Raw genomic sequence first — 18558 nt, 5'->3', positions numbered from 1 at the left:
CGCGGCCCGAGCCTTCGGCGGCTCCTACAGAGGAATGCATTCTCATGTAGGAGCTGCCGAAGGCTCGGGCCGCGATCGGACGATCTTTTTTGATCAGGCGACGCGGGTTCAGCGACGACCCGCTACTACCCCATCCCGCCGACTGCCCGACACCTTGCGACAGTGCACCAGCGCATCACGAATCATGAAGTTGACCAAGGTCGGCGACACCCCCAGTTCCTTGGCGATGTCCTTCTGCGGTACGCCGTGCAAACGGTACATCTCGAACGCATAGCGGGTGCGGCTGGGGAGCTCGGTCAACGCATCGGCGATGTGTTCCAGGGTCGAGAAATTGATGTGCGAGGTTTCCGGCGAAGCGCCCTGAATCACCACATTCAAGCCTTCCTCTTCGGGGCCTGAGTATTTCTGTTCCAGCGCCTGTTTGCGGTAGTGATCGATGGCGAGGTTGCGCACGATCTGGAACAGGTAGCTCAGCTGAGCCTTGATCGACGACGTGATCGGCGGCGCCGATTGCAGTCGGAAAAACGCATCCTGAACCACATCTTCGGCACGAGACCTGCAACCGGTAATGCGGGCTGCAATCTTGACCAGAATCAGTCGATTGTCGACGAATGCCTGAAGTAGCGGTGAATCGCACCTGCTTGTGGATACTTGTTCCGTCATGGAAATCACCTTGCTGCCAATAGGTTAGTGGGAGGGCCTGGGGGACGGCGCCGTCCTACACATCGAGCGACAAATTATGTTGAATGATAATGATTGTCAAATGAGAAAGAGAAGTAGTGCTGTAAGGCGATGTGTTTTGCGAACTGCGACACGCCGCCGCACCCTGGCCCCGTTGGACGTCGCGCCTGTCGACTAATTATTTCCAGACGTCATCCGTTCTCATTGGTGAATGGCTCTGGGCATTGAGCCCCGGCCACCCAGCATTCCGATGCCTTGCGCGGTCGGCACAGACCGCGCCCTGCATGCCCCTCGACGGGCGTGACGCCGCAACCCGATTCCACTTGCAAGCCGAATTCAGGCAGGAAACCCCATGACCGACGCGTTCGAACTCCCCAGCACCCTGGTCCATGCCCTCAAGCGTCGCGCGGCCCTGACGCCGGATCGACTGGCTTTGCGTTTTCTCGCCGAAAACGAAGAGCAGGCGGTGGTGCTCAGCTATCGCGAGCTGGATCAACGCGCGCGCACCATCGCCGCTGCGTTGCAGGCTCAGGCAGGATTCGGTGAGCGTGCGGTGCTGCTGTTTCCCAGCGGGGCGGATTACGTCGCGGCATTCTTCGGTTGCCTGTACGCCGGTGTGATCGCGGTACCGGCCTATCCGCCGGAATCCGCTCGACGTCATCATCAGGAGCGCCTGCTGTCGATCATCGCCGACGCCGAGCCACGGCTGTTGCTGACCAGTGCAGACCTGCGTGAGGCGTTGCAGCAGATCGACGGCGCGCCGCCGCTGTTGTGCGTCGACGCCCTCGACAGCGCACTGGCCGACAGTTGGGTAGAACCGAACCTGCCGGCCGAGCACATTGCCTTCCTGCAATACACCTCCGGCTCCACTGCGTTGCCCAAGGGCGTGCAGGTCAGCCACGGCAATCTGGTTGCCAACGAACTGCTGATCCGCCACGGATTCGGCATCGACGTCAACCCGGACGACGTCATCGTCAGCTGGTTGCCGCTGTATCACGACATGGGCTTGATCGGCGGTCTGCTGCAGCCGATTTTCAGCGGCGTGCCGTGCATTCTGATGTCGCCGGCGTACTTCCTCGGCCGGCCATTGCGCTGGCTCGAAGCGATTGCCGAATACGGCGGCACCATCAGCGGCGGGCCGGATTTCGCCTACCGTTTGTGCAGCGAGCGGGTCAGCGATTCAGCCCTGGAGCGGCTCGACCTGAGCCGTTGGCGCGTGGCTTATTCCGGTTCTGAACCGATCCGCCTCGACACCCTCGAGCGCTTCGCCGAAAAATTTGCCGCCTGCGGCTTCCGCGAAGACAGTTTCATGGCGTCGTACGGCCTGGCCGAGGCAACCCTGTTTGTCGCCGGCACGCCGCGTGGCGCCGGCATCCCGGTGCTGCGCGTCGACGATCAGGCACTGGCACAAAACCGCGCCGAGCCGGGCGCCGGCAGCGCGATCATGAGCTGCGGCATCAGCCAGCCGGAACACGCGGTACTGATTGTCGACCCCAACTCACTGGAAGAACTGGCCGACAACGCCGTCGGTGAAGTCTGGGCCACCGGCCCGAGCATCGCCCACGGTTACTGGCGCAACCCCGAAGCCAGCGCCAAGACCTTCGTTCAACACGCCGGCCGCACCTGGCTGCGCACCGGCGACCTGGGTTTCATCCGTAACGGCGAGCTGTTCGTCACCGGGCGTTTGAAAGACATGCTCATCGTCCGCGGCCACAACCTCTATCCGCAGGACATCGAGCAGACCGTCGAACGCGAAGTCGAAGTGGTGCGCAAGGGCCGCGTGGCGGCATTCGCGGTCAATCGGAACGGCGCGGAAGGCATCGGCATCGCAGCGGAAATCAGCCGCAGCGTGCAGAAAATCCTCCCGCCCGATGCGCTGATCAAAGCCATTCGCCAAGCGGTGGCCGAAGCCTGCCAAGAAGCGCCAAGCGTGGTGGTGCTGCTCAATCCGGGCGCGCTGCCGAAAACCTCCAGCGGCAAACTGCAACGCTCGGCATGCCGTAATCGTCTGGCCGATGACAGTCTCGACAGTTACGCGATATTCCCATCGACGATAGCCGAAACTCCAACGGCGACCAGCGGCGCTTCAGACCTTGAAGCGTTGATCGGTCAAATCTGGGCCGAGCAACTCAACGTTGAACAGGTCGGCGCCGAGGATCATTTCTTTCTCCTCGGCGGCAACTCGATCGCCGCCACGCAAGTGATTGCCCGGGTCCGTGAAGTGCTCGGTGTAGAGCTGAGTCTGCGCCTGTTGTTCGAAGCGCCGACACTGTCTGCCTTCGCTGCCACCGTTGCGCAGCAGCAAGCGGACGGTGGCAGTGCCCAGGGGGCAATCAGCACCTTGTCGCGCAGCGAGCCGATGCCGCAGTCGCTGGCGCAAAACCGCCTGTGGATCACCTGGCAGCTGGACCCGCACAGCAGCGCCTACAACATTCCCGGCGGTCTGCGCCTGCGTGGCGAACTGGACGAAGACGCCTTGCGCAGCAGCTTCCAGCAACTGATCCAGCGCCACGAATCCCTGCGCACACGTTTCTTCGAGCGCGATGGCGTGGCATTGCAGCAAGTGCTTGCCGCCGCCGAATTCGATCTGCAACTGATCGACATCAGCGACTTGCCAGAGCCTGAACGTGAAGTCCGCGCTCAGCAGATTTGCGAAGAGGAGGCGCGCACTCGGTTCGATCTGGAAAAAGGCCCGTTGTTGTCGGTGACCCTGGTGCGCCTCGACGACGAAGAACATCAGTTGCTGGTGACGATGCACCACATCATCGCCGACGGCTGGTCGCTGAACATTCTCCTCGACGAGTTCTCGCGCCTCTACGCCGCAGCCACTCAAGGCGCGACGGCCACGTTGGCGGCGCTGCGCGTGCAGTACGCCGACTACGGCAGTTGGCAACGCCAATGGCTGGCGCAAGGCGAGGGCGAGCGACAACTGGCTTACTGGAAAGCGCAGTTGGGCGAAGAACATCCGACGCTGGAACTGGCAACCGACCACCCGCGCTCGGCCAGGCAAACCCACTGCGCCGCGCGCCACAGTGTGCGCTTGAGCAGCCAACTCAGCGCAGCGATCCGCCGCACCGCTCAGGCCCACGAAGCCACGCCGTTCATGCTCTTGCTCGCTGCGTTTCAGAGTCTGCTGCACCGCTACAGCGGTCAGCGCGATATTCGCATCGGCGTGCCCAACGCCAACCGTCCGCGCCTGGAAACCCAAGGCCTGATCGGCTTCTTCATCAACACCCAGGTGCTGCGGGCACAGATCGATGCGCGCCAGCCATTTGCCGAGCTGTTGAGCCAGACCCGCCAGGCCGCACTCGACGCCCAGGCCAATCAGGATCTGCCGTTCGAACAACTGCTCGAAGCCTTCCCGCAGGCCCGCGAACAAGGCCTGTTCCAGGTCATGTTCAACCATCAGCAGCGCGACCTGAGTGCGCTCAAGCGCCTACCGGGTCTGCTGGCTGAAGAACTGCCATGGCACAGCCGCGAAGCCAAGTTCGACCTGCAACTGCACAGCGAAGAAGACCGCAATGGGCGGCTGACCTTGTCGTTCGACTACGCCAGCGAACTGTTCAATGCCACGACCATCGAGCGCCTGGCTGAGCATTTCCATAACCTTCTGGCCGAAATCTGCGAGCGGCCGCAGCAGCCCATCGGCGATCTGCGCCTGTTGACCGCCAGCGAGCAGCAACAGCAGAGCGCCTGGAGCGTCGCGCCATGCACCCCGGCGCCCCAGTGGTTGCCAGAGCTGCTCAACGAACAGCTGCGCAAAACCCCGCAACGCACTGCGCTGGTCTGGGACGGTGGCAGCCTGGATTTCGCCGAGCTGCACGCGCAATCCAACCGTCTTGCCCATTACCTGCGCGACAAGGGCGTCGGCCCGGACGTCTGCGTAGCGATCGCCGCCGAGCGTTCGCCGCAATTGCTGATCGGCCTGCTGGCGATTATCAAGGCTGGCGGCGCCTACGTGCCGCTGGACCCGGATTACCCGGCGGAACGCTTGGCGTACATGCTCAGCGATAGCGGCGTCGAATTGCTCTTGACGCAGACCGGTCTGCTCGAGCGTTTGCCGTCCAGTAATGACGTCAGCATCATCGCCATGGACGCGTTGCACCTGGAAAAATGGCCGAGCCAGGCACCGGGTCTGCAGCTGCACGGCGACAACCTCGCCTACGTGATTTACACCTCGGGCTCGACCGGCCAACCGAAAGGCGTCGGCAACACTCACGCGGCGGTTGCCGAACGGCTGCAATGGATGCAAACCAGCTATGGTCTCGACGAGACTGACGTGCTGATGCAGAAAGCGCCGATCAGTTTCGACGTGTCGGTGTGGGAATGCTTCTGGCCGCTGATCACCGGTGCACGTCTGCTGATTGCCGCCCCGGGCGAGCACCGCGACCCGCATCGCATCGCGCAACTGGTTCAGGATTACGGCGTGACCACGCTGCACTTCGTCCCGCCACTGCTGGCGCTGTTCATCGACGAACCGCTGAGTGCCGACTGCACCAGCCTGCGCCGGGTATTCTCCGGCGGTGAAGCGCTGCCGGCCGAACTGCGCAACCGCGTACTCGCGCAACTGCCGACGGTGCAATTGCATAACCGCTACGGCCCGACCGAAACCGCGATCAACGTTACCCACTGGCATTGCAGCCCTGATGATGGCGAGCGCTCGCCGATTGGGCGGCCGCTGGGCAATGTGATCTGTCGAATCCTCGATGCCGATCTCAATCCGCTGCCTGCCGGTGTGCCCGGTGAACTGTGCATCGGCGGCATCGGTCTGGCCCGTGGTTACCTCGGCCGTCCTGCGCTGACCGCCGAGCGGTTTGTCGCCGATCCATTGGGCGAGCAGGGCGCACGTCTGTACCGCACTGGCGACCGTGCCCGCTGGTCTGCTGAAGGTGTGATCGAATACCTCGGTCGTCTCGATCAGCAGGTCAAACTGCGCGGCTTTCGCGTTGAACCGGAAGAAATCCAGGCGCGATTGCTCGCCCAGGGAGGCGTCGCCCAAGCCGTGGTGTCGGTCCGCGACACCGCTGCCGGCGCGCAACTGATCGGCTACTTCACGGCAACCGATGCCAATGAAAATGCCGACGAGCAGATCGCTCGTCTGAAAGCTGCCCTGGCCGCTGAGCTGCCGGAGTACATGGTTCCGGCGCAGCTGCTGCGCCTCGACGCGATGCCGCTGAGCCCCAGCGGCAAACTCGACCGTCGCGCCTTGCCCGAGCCGCATTGGCATGTGCGCGAACACATTGAACCGGTCAGCGAACTGCAACAACAGATCGCGGCGATCTGGCGTGAAGTGCTCGGCCTCACTCAAATCGGTCTGCGCGACGATTTTTTCGCCCTCGGCGGTCACTCGCTGTTGGCTACGCAAATCATTTCGCGCACGCGTCAGGCCTGTGACGTCGAGCTGCCGCTGCGCACGTTGTTCGAGCACAGCGAACTGGCTGATTACGCCGAACAGATCCGCCTGATCCAGGCCAGCGGCCGCAGCAACCAACAGCTACCGATCGGCAAAGTCGACCGCAGCCACGCGGTGCCCCTGTCCTATTCGCAACAGCGCATGTGGTTCCTCTGGCAGATGGAGCCGGACAGTCCGGCGTACAACGTCGGCGGCATGGCCCGCCTGCGCGGCGTGCTGCATGTCGAGCATTTCGAGGTCGCGTTGCAAGCGCTGATCCTGCGTCACGAAACCCTGCGCACCACGTTCCCCAGCGTCGACGGCGTTGCCCGCCAGCAGGTGCATGCCGAAACAGGTGTGCGCATGGACTGGAAGGATTTCTCCAGGCTGCCGGCCGACGTGCGTGGGCAGCACGTCCAGCAACTGGCCGATGCCGAAGCGCACCAGCCGTTCGACCTGGAGACCGGTCCGCTGCTGCGTGCCTGTCTGGTGAAGACCGCCGAGCACGAGCATTACTTCGTCCTGACCCTGCACCACATCGTCACCGAAGGCTGGGCAATGGACATTTTTGCCCGCGAGCTCAGCGCGTTGTACGAGGCGTTCGTCGATGAGCGCGATTCGCCATTGCAACCGTTGCCGGTGCAATACCTCGACTACAGCGTCTGGCAGCGTAACTGGCTGGAGTCCGGTGAGCGTCAGCGTCAGCTCGATTACTGGACCGCGCAACTCGGCCGCGAACACCCGCTGCTGGAACTGCCCGGCGACCGTCCGCGTCCGCCGGTGCAAAGCCATCAGGGTGAGCTGTTCCGCTTCGATCTGAATGATGAGCTTGCCGCGCGAGTGCGAGCGTTCAATGCGCAGAACGGCCTGACCCTGTTCATGACCATGACTGCCGCACTCGCTACGTTGCTCTACCGCTACAGCGGCCAGACCGACCTGCGCATCGGCGCGCCGGTGGCCAACCGCATCCGCCCGGAAAGCGAAGGGCTGATCGGTGCGTTCCTCAACACCCAAGTGCTGCGTTGCCAGCTCGACGGGCAGATGTCGGTCGGCGAGTTGTTCGAGCAGGTGCGCCACACGGTGATCGAAGGCCAGTCGCATCAGGATCTGCCGTTCGATCATTTGGTCGAAGCCTTGCAGCCGCCGCGCAGCGCCGCTTACAACCCGCTGTTCCAGGTGATGTGCAACGTCCAGCGCTGGGAATTCCAGCAGAGCCGCACGCTGGCCGGCATGACCGTCGAGTACCTGGCCAACGATGCGCGGGCGACCAAGTTCGACCTCAATCTGGAAGTCACCGACCTCGACCATCGCCTCGGTTGCTGCCTGACTTACAGCACCGATCTGTTCGACGAACCGACCATTGCGCGGATGGCCAGGCACTGGCGCAACCTGCTCGAAGCGTTGATCGCCGATCCGCAGCAACGTCTCAGTGAACTGCCGCTGCTCGATCAACCGGAGCAACAGCAACTGCTCGACAGCCTCGGCATCGAGCCGGGCGAACATCGTCTCGATCAGTGCATTCATCATCTGTTTGCCGAACAGGCGCTGCTGCGCAAAGACGCACCAGCGCTGACCTTCGCCGGGCAGACCCTGAGCTACGCCGAACTCGACGCCCGCGCCAATCGTCTGGCCTGGGCCCTGCGTGAGCGCGGGGCCGGCCCGCACGTGCGGGTCGGTCTGGCGCTGGAGCGTTCGCTGGAAATGGTCATCGGCCTGCTGGCGATTCTCAAGGCTGGCGGCGCCTATGTACCGCTGGATCCGGAATATCCGCTTGACCGTCTGCATTACATGATCGAAGACAGCCGTATCGGCCTGCTGCTCAGTGATCGCGCGATGTTCCAGGCCCTCGGCGATCTGCCGCCGAGCGTGGCGCGCTGGTGCCTGGAAGATGACGGTGCGGCGTTGGCCGATTGCCCGTCCAGCGCGCTGCCGTTTATCAGCCTGGCGCAGCATCAGGCTTACCTGATTTACACCTCGGGCTCGACCGGCAAACCAAAAGGCGTGGTGGTCTCCCACGGCGAAATCGCCATGCATTGCCAAGCGGTGATCGAACGTTTCGGCATGCGCCCGGACGACTGTGAACTGCATTTCTACTCGATCAACTTTGACGCCGCCACCGAGCGTCTGCTGGTGCCGCTGCTCAGTGGCGCGCAGCTAGTGCTGCGTGCGCAGGGACAGTGGGACGCGGAAGAAATCTGTGGCTTGATTCGTACGCATAAAATCAACGTGCTCGGTTTCACCCCCAGCTACGGCAGCCAGTTGGCGCAGTTCCTCGCGACACAGAACGAAGTCCTGCCGGTGCGGATGATCATCACCGGCGGCGAAGCGCTGACCGGCGAACATCTGCAGCGCATCCGCGCGGCATTCCAACCGGCGCAGTTCTTCAACGCCTATGGCCCGACCGAAACCGTGGTCATGCCGCTGGCCGGTCTCGCGCCACAGGTGCTGGAGGAGGGCGCCGGCAGTGTGCCGATCGGTAGCGTGATCGGTGCGCGGGTCGCCTACATTCTTGACGCCGATCTGGCCTTGGTGCCGCAAGGCGCGACCGGTGAGTTGTTCGTCGGTGGCGCCGGCCTGGCGCAGGCCTATCACGATCGCCCGGGCATCACCGCCGAGCGTTTCGTCGCTGATCCGTTTGCCGCGGATGGCGGGCGCATGTACCGCACCGGTGATCTGGTGCGCCAGCGTGCCGATGGTCTGGTCGAGTACCTGGGGCGAATCGACCATCAGGTGAAAATCCGCGGCTTCCGCATCGAACTGGGCGAAATCGAAACGCGCCTGCTCGAGCACGGTTCGATCCGCGAAGCCGTGGTGCTGGCGCTGGATGCGCCGAGCGGCAAGCAGCTGGTGGGCTATCTGGTCACTGAAATCGCCAATCAAAGTGAAGCGCAACAGGCCCAACTGCGTGATGCCCTCAAGTCGCACCTCAAGGCGCAACTGCCGGACTACATGGTGCCGAGCCACCTGATACTGCTGGCAGGCATGCCGCTGACCGCCAACGGCAAACTCGATCGCCGCGCCTTGCCGGCGCCGGATCCCGAGTTGAATCGTCAGGACTACGTCGCGCCGAGCAATGAGCTGGAGCAGAGCCTGGCGCAGATCTGGTGCGAGGTGCTCAATGTTGCCCGGGTCGGTCTCAACGACAATTTCTTCGAACTGGGCGGCGACTCGATTCTGTCGATTCAGGTGGTCAGTCGGGCGCGCCAGCAAGGCATTCACTTCAGCCCGCGCGATCTGTTCCAGCATCAAACCGTACAGAGCCTCGCTGCAGTGGCCGGCCGCACGCAACAGGTGACCGCCGAGCAAGGTCTGCTGGTCGGTGAGTCGGGTCTGACGCCGATTCAGCATTGGTTCTTCGACACTGAAATTCCTCAGCGTCAGCACTGGAACCAGGCGTTGTTGCTGGAACCGACCGTGGCGCTTGAGCCGCGACGCTTGCAGCAGGCGTTGCGGGCAGTGATCGCACAGCACGATGCGTTGCGTTTGCGTTTCAGTGAAGTCAACGAGGCGTGGCAAGCAACGCATCAAGCGCTGACGGATGAGGATGTACTCTGGCAGTTCAGCGTCGATTCGATAGAGCAGTGCGAAGCCCTGTTCGCCGATGCGCAACGCAGCCTGCATCTGCAAAACGGCCCGTTGCTGCGCGCGGTGCTGGTCGATTTCGCCGATACTCGGCAACGCCTGTTTATCGCCATCCACCACTTGGTGGTCGACGGTGTGTCCTGGCGCGTGCTGCTGGACGATCTGCAAACCGCGTACCGCCAGCTCGACGCCGCTCAAGCACTGAAACTGCCGGCCAAAACCAGCGCTTTCAAAGACTGGGCTGCACGTTTGCAGGCCTACGCCGGCAGCGAATCCCTGCGTGAAGAACTGGCCTGGTGGCAAGCGCAACTGGCTGGCCCCGACTTCGATCTGCCCTGCGAAAACCCGCAGGGCGGCGTGCAGAATCGCCATGCGCAGACCGTCAGTGTGCGCCTCGATGGCGCACGCACCCGGCAGTTGCTGCAACAGGCGCCGAGTGCTTACCGCACTCAGGTCAACGACTTGCTGCTGACCGCACTGGCCCGTGTCCTGTGCCGCTGGAGCGGCGAGCCATCAGCGCTGATTCAACTGGAAGGCCACGGCCGCGAAACCCTGTTCGACGAGATCGACCTGACCCGCACGGTCGGTTGGTTCACCAGCGCTTATCCGCTGCGCCTGACCCCGCAGGATGTCGACGAGGCCGCCGGGCAGGGCGCATCGATCAAGGCGATAAAAGAACAACTGCGTGGCGTGCCGCACAAAGGTCTCGGTTATGGCGTGCTGCGTTATCTGGCCGATGACGGCTGCCGTCAGAGCATGGCCGCGCTGCCGCGGGCGCCGGTCACCTTCAACTACCTCGGCCAGTTCGACCAGAGCTTTGCCAGTGATGCGCTGTTCCGTCCTCTCGATGAGCCGGCCGGCGCCGCCCACGATCCACACGCGCCGTTGCCGAACGAGCTGAGCGTCGACAGTCAGGTCTACGGGGGCGAATTGGTTCTGCGCTGGACCTTCAGCGCCGAGCGTTACTCAATGCAAACGATCAACGATCTGGCCGCTGCCTATCTCGGGGAACTGCACAGCCTGATCGAACATTGCCTGCAAGACGGAGCCGGCGGCCTGACGCCGTCGGACTTCCCGCTGGCGAAACTGACCCAGGCACAACTCGACGCCTTGCCGGTGCCGGCCGCGCACATCGAAGATGTGTATCCGCTGACGCCGATGCAGGAGGGCATGCTCCTGCACACCCTGCTCGAACCGGGCACCGGTCTGTACTACATGCAGGATCGCTATCGCATCAACAGCGACCTCGACCCCGAGCGTTTCGCCCAGGCCTGGCAAGCGGTGGTGGCCCGCCATGAAGCGTTGCGTGCGTCGTTCTGCTGGAACGTCGGCGAAGACATGCTGCAAGTGATTCACACACCGGGACGCACGCCGATCCAATACCTGGACTGGAGTGCCATCAGCGCTGTCGAGCAGGAGCCCAGGCTGCAAGCACTGCTCAAAAGCGAGCGCGAGGCCGGCTTCGATCTGCTCAATCAGGCGCCGTTCCACCTGCGCCTGATCAAGGTGGGCGCGGCGCGCTACTGGTTCATCATGAGCAACCACCACATCCTCATCGACGCCTGGTGCCGTTCGCTGCTGATGAACGATTTCTTCGAGCTCTACACCGCCCTCGGTGAAGGTCGCGAAGCGCAGTTGAGCGTGCCGCCGCGTTATCGCGACTACATCGGCTGGCTGCAACGTCAGAGCCTGGCCGAGGCGCGGCAGTGGTGGCGGCAGAACCTGCAAGGTTTCGAACGCACCACGCCAATCCCCAGCGACCGACCTTTCCTGCGCGAACACGCGGGCGACAGCGGCGGCATGATCGTCGGCGACCGCTACACCCGCCTGAATATCGAGGACGGCGCACGCCTGCGGGAACTGGCACAAGCCTATCAACTGACCGTCAACACCTTCGCTCAAGCGGCGTGGGCTTTGGTGTTGCGACGCTTGAGCGGTGATCGCGACGTGCTGTTCGGCGTGACCGTGGCCGGGCGCCCGGTGGACATGCCGGAAATGCAACGCACCGTCGGCCTGTTCATCAACAGCATTGCCCTGCGGGTGAAGATGCCTGAGGACGATCAGCGCAGCAGCGTGCGCGAGTGGCTCAGTGGCTTGCTCGACAGCAACATGCACCTGCGCGAGTACGAATACCTGCCGCTGGTGAATATTCAGGAACAGAGCGAACTGCCCAAAGGCCAGCCGCTGTTCGACAGCCTCTTTGTCTTTGAAAACGCACCGGTGGAAGTCTCGGTGCTGGACCGTGCACAGAGCCTGAATGCGACGTCGGACTCGGGCCGCACCCATACCAACTTCCCGCTGACGGCGGTGTGTTACCCGGGCGATGACCTTGGCCTGCACCTGTCGTATGACCAGCGTTATTTCGACGAATCGACGGTCGAGCGCATGCTTGGCGAGTTCAAACGCCTGCTGATGGCATTGGTCGACGGCTTTCGTGGCGACATGGCCGACCTGCCGTTGCTGGGCGACGAAGAGCGCGATTTCCTGCTGCACGGTTGCAATCAGAGTGGCCACGACTACCCGCTGGAGCAAAGCTACGTGGCGTTGTTCGAAGCGCAGGTCGAGCAGCATCCTCACCGCATCGCCGCCAGTTGCCTCGACCGGCAATTGAGCTATGCCGAGCTCAACCACACCGCTAACCGCCTCGGCCATGCACTGGTCGCCGCCGGGGTGCGGATGGATCAACCGGTGGCTTTGCTGGCCGAGCGCAATCTCGATTTGCTCGGCATGATCATCGGCAGCTTCAAGGCCGGTGCCGGTTACCTGCCGCTGGACCCGGGCCTGCCGAGCCAGCGTCTGAGCCGCATCATCGAACTGAGCCGCACGCCGTTGCTGGTGTGCAGCGCAGCCTGCCGCGAACAGGCGCAGACCTTGCTCGAAGAGTTTGGCTGTTCCAACCGTCCGCGCCTGCTGGTGTGGGAAGAGGTGCAAGTGGCGGCGACAGCGACGCACAATCCCGGCATTCACAGCGGCCCGGATAACCTCGCTTACGTGATCTACACCTCGGGCTCGACCGGGCTGCCAAAAGGCGTGATGGTCGAGCAGCGCGGCATGCTCAACAACCAATTGAGCAAACGTCCGTACCTCGATTTGAGCGAGACCGATGTGATCGCCCAGACCGCTTCGCAAAGCTTCGACATTTCCGTCTGGCAGTTCCTCGCCGCGCCGTTGTTCGGCGCGCGAGTGGACATCGTGCCGAACGCGATTGCCCACGATCCGCAAGGTCTGCTGGCGCATGTGCAAGAACAGGGCATCACTGTGCTGGAAAGTGTGCCGTCGCTGATTCAGGGCATGCTCGCCTCCGAGCGTCTGAGCCTCGAAAGCTTGCGCTGGATGCTGCCGACCGGTGAAGCAATGCCGCCGGAACTGGCGCATCAATGGCTGTTGCGTTACCCGGGCATCGGTCTGGTCAACGCCTACGGGCCGGCGGAATGTTCGGATGACGTGGCGTTCTTCCGCGTTGATCTGGCCTCGACGCGCGGCAGTTATTTGCCGATCGGCACGCCGACCGATAACAACGTGTTGTACCTGCTCGATGGCGCGCTGGAACTGGTGCCGCTGGGTGCGGTGGGCGAGTTGTGCGTGGCCGGCAGCGGTGTCGGTCGCGGCTACGTCAGTGATCCCCTGCGCACTGCGCCGGTGTTTGTGCCGAATCCGTTCGGCGCGCCGGGCGAGCGCCTGTACCGAACCGGCGACCTGGCCCGACGCCGCGCTGACGGCGTGCTGGAATATGTCGGCCGGGTCGATCATCAAGTGAAGATCCGCGGTTACCGCATCGAGCTCGGTGAAATCGAAGCGCGCCTGCACGAACAACCGGAGGTGCGTGACGCTGCGGTTGCCGTACAGGAGGGCGTCAACGGCAAGCATCTGGTGGGTTATCTGGTCGCGGCCGATTCATCGTGCAATCCGAACGAGGTTCTGGAACGAATCAAACAGCGTCTGCGCGCCGAGCTGCCGGAATACATGGTGCCGCTGCACTGGTTGTGGCTGGCGCAACTGCCGCTCAATGCCAACGGCAAACTCGACCGTAAGGCATTGCCGGCATTGGAGATAGGTCAGTTGCACAGCGAGGATTACCTTGCCCCGCGTAACGAACTGGAGCAGACCCTGGCCCCTATCTGGGCCGAGGTGCTGAAGGTGGAAAAGGTTGGCGTGCGCGACAACTTCTTCGAACTGGGCGGGCATTCGCTGCTGGCCACGCAAATTGCTTCGCGGGTGCAGAAAGCCTTGCAACGCAACGTGCCGCTGCGAGCGATGTTCGAATGCAGCACGGTGGAGGAACTGGCCGAATACATCGAAGGGCTGGCGGCCAGTGACATCACCGAGGAGAAAGTCGATCGCTTGAATGATCTGATGGCGGAGCTGGAGGGGCTGTAGTTCTTCGGCGCCTGAGTCGGCCTCTTCGCGAGCAGGCTCGCTCCTACACCGGATCTGTGGCGTTCACAAAATCCCTGTGGGAGCGAGCCTGCTCGCGAATGGCGTCTGTACATTTCCACCCTTGACGATCAACAACCGGCAGCTCAGTCTGCCGGTTCTGTTTTTTCTCCCGGAGGTGGTCGATGCCCTTTTTCACGGTTGACGGACAAGCGCTGCACTACATTGATCAAGGCACCGGCCCGGCCGTGCTGCTGGCTGGCAGTTACCTTTGGGACCAGGCGATGTGGGCGCCGCAGATCGCCGCGCTGACCCCGCACTATCGCGTCATCGCCCTGGATCTGTGGGGGCATGGCGAGTCCGGCAAGTTACCTGAAGGCACAACGTCGCTGGATGACATCGCCCGTCAGGCGCAGGCCTTGCTCGATCACCTGGACATCGACCGCGTCACCCTGGTCGGGCTGTCGGTCGGCGGCATGTGGGGCGCGCGCCTGGCACTGTCCGCACCGCAACGTCTCAACGGCCTGGTGCTGATGGACACCTACGTCGGCGTCGAGCCGGAACCGACCCGGCAGTATTACTTCTCGCTGTTCAAGCAGATCGAAGACAGCGGCACAATCTCCGAGCAACTGCTGGACATCGTCGTGCCAATCTTCTTCCGCCCGGGCATCGATCCGCAGTCGGCGCTGTATCAGGAGTTCCGCGCAAAATTGCAGGGCTATTCGCCAGAGCGCCTGCGTGAAAGCATCGTACCGATGGGGCGCATCACCTTTGGTCGTGACGATCTGTTGCCGCGCTTGAGCGAGCTGAACGCAGGGACCACTCTGGTGCTGTGTGGTGATCAGGACAAGCCACGACCACCGTCGGAAGCCCGGGAAATGGCTGAGTTGATTGGTTGCCCGTGTGTGCTGGTGCCGGAGGCGGGGCATATCTCCAATCTGGAGAATCCTGAATTTGTGACTGAGGCGCTGCTTGGCTTCTTGAGCGAGCGCAACTGACTTACCGAGTGAGCTTCATTCGCGAGCAGGCTCGCTCCCACAATGGAATGCGATCAACTGTGGGAGCGAGCCTGCTCGCGAAGGGGGCGGATCAGGCAACGAAAAACTATTTCGGCCCCAGAATCTTCACCAATTTATCCGGCGAAGGCGCGCCCTGTTGCTGTTGCAACTCGCCCTTGTCATCCAGATAGAAAATTGCCGGTGTGGCCTGCAGTTCCAGGTCTTCCATCAACTGCATGTTCGCCGCGAGTTTGGTTTGCACGGCGACCGGAATGTCTTTCAAGGCCTTGAGCGCGCTGCCCTTGCCGGCCTTTTCGTGATCCTCCAGCGCCTTGGCCGGGTCTTTTGCGGCCAGCAGCGCGGCTGATTTGCCGGGGCTGTCTTCGCGGATGATGCCGACCATGATGTGGCGCAACTGCACTTTGCCAGCCTTGACCCATGGCCGCGCCTGTTCCCAGAACATGTTGCAGTACGGGCAGTTCGGGTCGCTGAACAGGTACACCGTGCGGGGCGCATCCTTGTTGCCGTCCTGAATCCAGTTGCTCGCCTCGAATTTGCCCCAGACTTCCTTCGACATCGGCGCATAAACCAGTTTTTGCAGCGGTTCGCTGCTCAGATCCTTGCCCTCGGCGTCGTACAGATTGCCCACCACGACATGCTTGCCATCCGGGGTCAGATACAGCGCCATGCCGCGATTCTGGTATTGCGCAGCGTAACCGCGCAGACCATCGGGGGCGTCGAATTGGCCGACGATCTTCGCGCCCTTGGCTTCGATCTTTTTGATCGCGGCGGGCAGTTCTTCAGCAGCCTGCACCGACGGCAGGTGCAGCAGGGCAGTGCCCAGGGTCAGCGTCAGCAGGTGGCGGAGGCGGGGCATGGCAGTTTCCTTGCAGAGTTGGCCGGTACAACGGCCTGATTCGGAATTGAAGGCGCGGTGTCGAAAGTTTCGAGAGCGCGGGCGAGGCTGGCGTTCGACAGTTCGCCGAGGTGGCTGGTCAGCAAGCGACCCTCGGGGCTATAGAACAGCGTAGTCGGCAGGGCCATGGAACCCACGGCCTGACCGAGTCGGCCGCTGCGGTCGAACAAAACGTTGTTCAGACTCAGGCCCTGGGTTTCGAGGAACGTCGCCACGCTTTGCATGCTTTCGGCCTGATTGACGAACAGGAAAGTCAGATCCGGACGTTGTTGCTGGGCGTGTTCCAGCACCGGCATTTCTCGCCGACACGGCGGGCACCAGGTCGCCCACAGGTTGATCACCAGCGGGCCGCCCTGATAGTCACTGAGTCTGACGGTCTCCCCGGCAGCATTGCGCAGGGAAATCTCCGGCAGACGCGTGCCTTGTTCGTAGATATTCAGTGACAGGGTGGCGAGCAGCCAGAACGCGACGCCGCTGACCACACCGAAGCCCAATGGCCGACGCAGGCCGGGACGACGCCTGCCGCGATACAGTGCGGCCAGCAGCAACACGATCACTCCGGGCCAGGCGAGAAAACCGCCGTCGCGCAAATCAATGATTTGCCATGGATCTGTGCGGTAGTGCGACCAGTACAACGCAACAAACGCGATGCGTGCAGCGAGCATGCCCAGCAGGAACAGACTGAACAAGGCTGACTCGGGGTTATCGCCGCCGCGCTTGGCCACTCGCCAGCCGACAAACGTCGCCAGCGCGAGGGCACTGATCAGCAGCAAATGGTTAAGCGCGATGGCAAAGGTGCCGAGGGTGAAGGTCAGCATCAGTTGGCGTCTCGGGTGGTGAACCAGCGTTGCAGGAATGTGTCGGCATCCACCTCACCGGTGATGCGCTGGCTGCGGCGTTCTTCGCCGTCAGTGCCGATCCAGATAAAAGTTGGCGGCCCCGGCACTTTGTAGCGGCTCAGCAGTTCGCGGCTGGCGGCATTGTCAGCAGTCACGTCCAGACGCAACAGGCGTACGTCCCTCAATGCCTGCATGACCTTGTCCTCGCCGAATACCTTTTTCTCCATCACCTTGCACGACACACACCAGTCGGCGTAGTAATCGAGCAGCACCCACTGGCCCTGAGCCTTGGCCGCGTCGAGTTCCCGCTGCAGAGCTGCCGGCTCACTGATCGTGGTGAAAGCGTCATGAGCGCTTGGCGCCGCGCCGACCACGCGGCCAGCGCTGTAAACCTGCAGCGGCTGATACGGATCGTCGCTACCGCCGGCTGCACCGATCACCAACAGACTGCCCCACAAACCGAGCAACAACGAAAGGGCGCCAAACAGCTGCGCGACGCGGCCGAAACCTTCGGATTGTTTCCAGGCACTGTATGCGGCGATCAGCAACAGCGCGCCACACAGGCCGAGCCACAACGACGAATTCAGTACCGGACGCAGCATCAACAGTGCGGTGGCAAGAAAGAGGAAGCCAAACACGCCTTTGAGCAGATTCATCCACGCGCCGGGTTTGGGCAGGAAACGATTGCCCACGGTCACCAGCAGCAACAGCGGCACACCAATGCCGATGCCCAGTGCAAACAGAATCAGACCGCCGTGCAACGCGTTACCGCTTTGTGCGATGTACAGCAGGGCGCCAGCCAGCGGTGCGGTCATGCACGGCCCGACCAACAGTCCCGACAGCGCGCCCAGCACACCGGCGCCGATCAGGCTGCCACCGCTACGGCTGCGCGAGGCATGTTCCAGGCGATCACGCAGCGCCACCGGCAGTTGCAGCTCGAAGAAGCCGAACATCGGCAGCGCCAGCACCACGAAAACCGCCGCAAATGCGCCGAGCAGCCAAGGATTCTGCAACCAGGCCTGCAGGTTCGCACCGAGCAGCGCGGCAATCACGCCCATCGCCGCATACACCAGTGCCATGCAAATGACATAACTGCTGGCCAGAGCAAAACCGCGCCGCGGCGTGGCACCACTGCCGACAATCATGCCGGCCAGAATCGGCAGCATCGGCAGTGAGCAGGGGGTGAACGCCAACAGCAGGCCGAGGCCGAAGAACACCAACAGGCTCCAGCCCAGCGCTCGTTGCTGCAGGCCGCTGGCCAAGGCTTGATCCGGAGCTTCACCGCCAGTGGTTGCAGCCGCTTTGCCACCCAGATCAATCACCCGGGTTTGCGGCGGATAACACAGGCCGGCATCGGCGCAACCCTGATAACTGACCTTGATCTGACGGCTGGCCGTCGCCGGGATCTTCACTTCGAGGCCTTGGCGATAGACCGGCTGCTCACCAAAGAACTCGTCGCTATGGGATTCGCCTTCAGGCAACACCGGCTGCTGACCGGCTACCAGTCCGTCGAATTTCAGACGTTTTTGATACAGGTAATAGCCGTCGCTGATTTGCCAGAACAGCTGGGTCTCACCCGAGTCCAGACGCTCGGAAGTAAGCACGAACGCTTTGTCGACCGGCAAAAACTCCGGCTTGGTATCAAAAGGATTATTCCCGGCCTGAGCCAGGCCGGAGATCAGCAACGCAAACAAAAGAAAGAAATGACGCATGGAGGAGCCTTGTCCCTGTGCAAGTGGGGGGCAGGATGGGCGTCGGCGATTAACCGATAATTAA

At 62.6% G+C, this 18558-nt stretch carries 6 protein-coding genes; 2 read left to right on the top strand and 4 right to left on the bottom strand.

All coding sequences use genetic code 11. From position 1 onward, the window contains the following. Nucleotides 1–108 precede the first annotated feature (108 nt). Nucleotides 109–663, bottom strand: a complete 555-nt coding sequence (locus tag VNV36_RS25665) for an RNA polymerase factor sigma-70 (protein WP_325721876.1) — start codon at nt 661–663, stop codon at nt 109–111. A 370-nt stretch (nt 664–1033) separates the two neighbouring features. On the opposite strand from VNV36_RS25665, the gene VNV36_RS25660 reads away from it, so the two are divergent. Together VNV36_RS25660 and VNV36_RS25655 are read left to right on the top strand one after the other, a co-directional pair. Next, a complete protein-coding gene (locus VNV36_RS25660) occupies nt 1034–14032 on the top strand; it encodes a non-ribosomal peptide synthetase (RefSeq protein WP_325721874.1) in 12999 nt (4332 codons plus the stop codon). Nucleotides 14033–14214: 182 nt separating this feature from the next. Continuing rightward, nucleotides 14215–15027 carry an alpha/beta fold hydrolase gene (locus VNV36_RS25655; protein ID WP_325721873.1) on the top strand — a complete coding sequence of 271 codons (813 nt, stop codon included), beginning with the start codon at nt 14215–14217 and terminating at the stop codon, nt 15025–15027. Between the two features lie 106 nt (nt 15028–15133). Here VNV36_RS25655 and dsbG read toward each other — a convergent pair whose 3' ends face one another. The 3 genes from dsbG to dsbD are packed head-to-tail and all read right to left on the bottom strand — an operon-like array spanning nt 15134 to nt 18494. Further along, nucleotides 15134–15904 (bottom strand): thiol:disulfide interchange protein DsbG, encoded by a 771-nt coding sequence (dsbG, locus tag VNV36_RS25650; protein WP_325721871.1) that lies wholly within the window; start codon nt 15902–15904, stop codon nt 15134–15136. Further along, nucleotides 15880–16761 (bottom strand): prolipoprotein diacylglyceryl transferase family protein, encoded by an 882-nt coding sequence (locus tag VNV36_RS25645; protein WP_325721869.1) that lies wholly within the window; start codon nt 16759–16761, stop codon nt 15880–15882. Before VNV36_RS25645 ends, dsbG begins: the two co-directional genes overlap by 25 nt. Then, nucleotides 16761–18494, bottom strand: coding sequence for a protein-disulfide reductase DsbD (gene dsbD / locus VNV36_RS25640; protein WP_325721867.1), 1734 nt, complete (start codon nt 18492–18494; stop codon nt 16761–16763). Before dsbD ends, VNV36_RS25645 begins: the two co-directional genes overlap by 1 nt. Between the last annotated feature and the right edge of the window lie 64 nt (nt 18495–18558).

Source organism: Pseudomonas sp. (assembly GCF_035554175.1).
In the GTDB taxonomy this organism is placed as follows: Bacteria; Pseudomonadota; Gammaproteobacteria; order Pseudomonadales; family Pseudomonadaceae; genus Aquipseudomonas.
The sequence above is the reverse complement of the archived record's forward strand: the minus strand, read 5'-3'. Positions and strand labels throughout refer to the sequence as shown.

Bases quoted from the DNA above. Each gene is read 5' to 3' on its own strand.
- VNV36_RS25665 (WP_325721876.1), bottom strand. From the start codon at position 663: ATGACGGAACAAGTATCCACAAGCAGGTGCGATTCACCGCTACTTCAG.
- dsbD (WP_325721867.1), bottom strand. From the start codon at position 18,494: ATGCGTCATTTCTTTCTTTTGTTTGCGTTGCTGATCTCCGGCCTGGCT.
- VNV36_RS25660 (WP_325721874.1), top strand. From the start codon at position 1,034: ATGACCGACGCGTTCGAACTCCCCAGCACCCTGGTCCATGCCCTCAAG.
- VNV36_RS25645 (WP_325721869.1), bottom strand. From the start codon at position 16,761: ATGCTGACCTTCACCCTCGGCACCTTTGCCATCGCGCTTAACCATTTG.
- dsbG (WP_325721871.1), bottom strand. From the start codon at position 15,904: ATGCCCCGCCTCCGCCACCTGCTGACGCTGACCCTGGGCACTGCCCTG.
- VNV36_RS25655 (WP_325721873.1), top strand. From the start codon at position 14,215: ATGCCCTTTTTCACGGTTGACGGACAAGCGCTGCACTACATTGATCAA.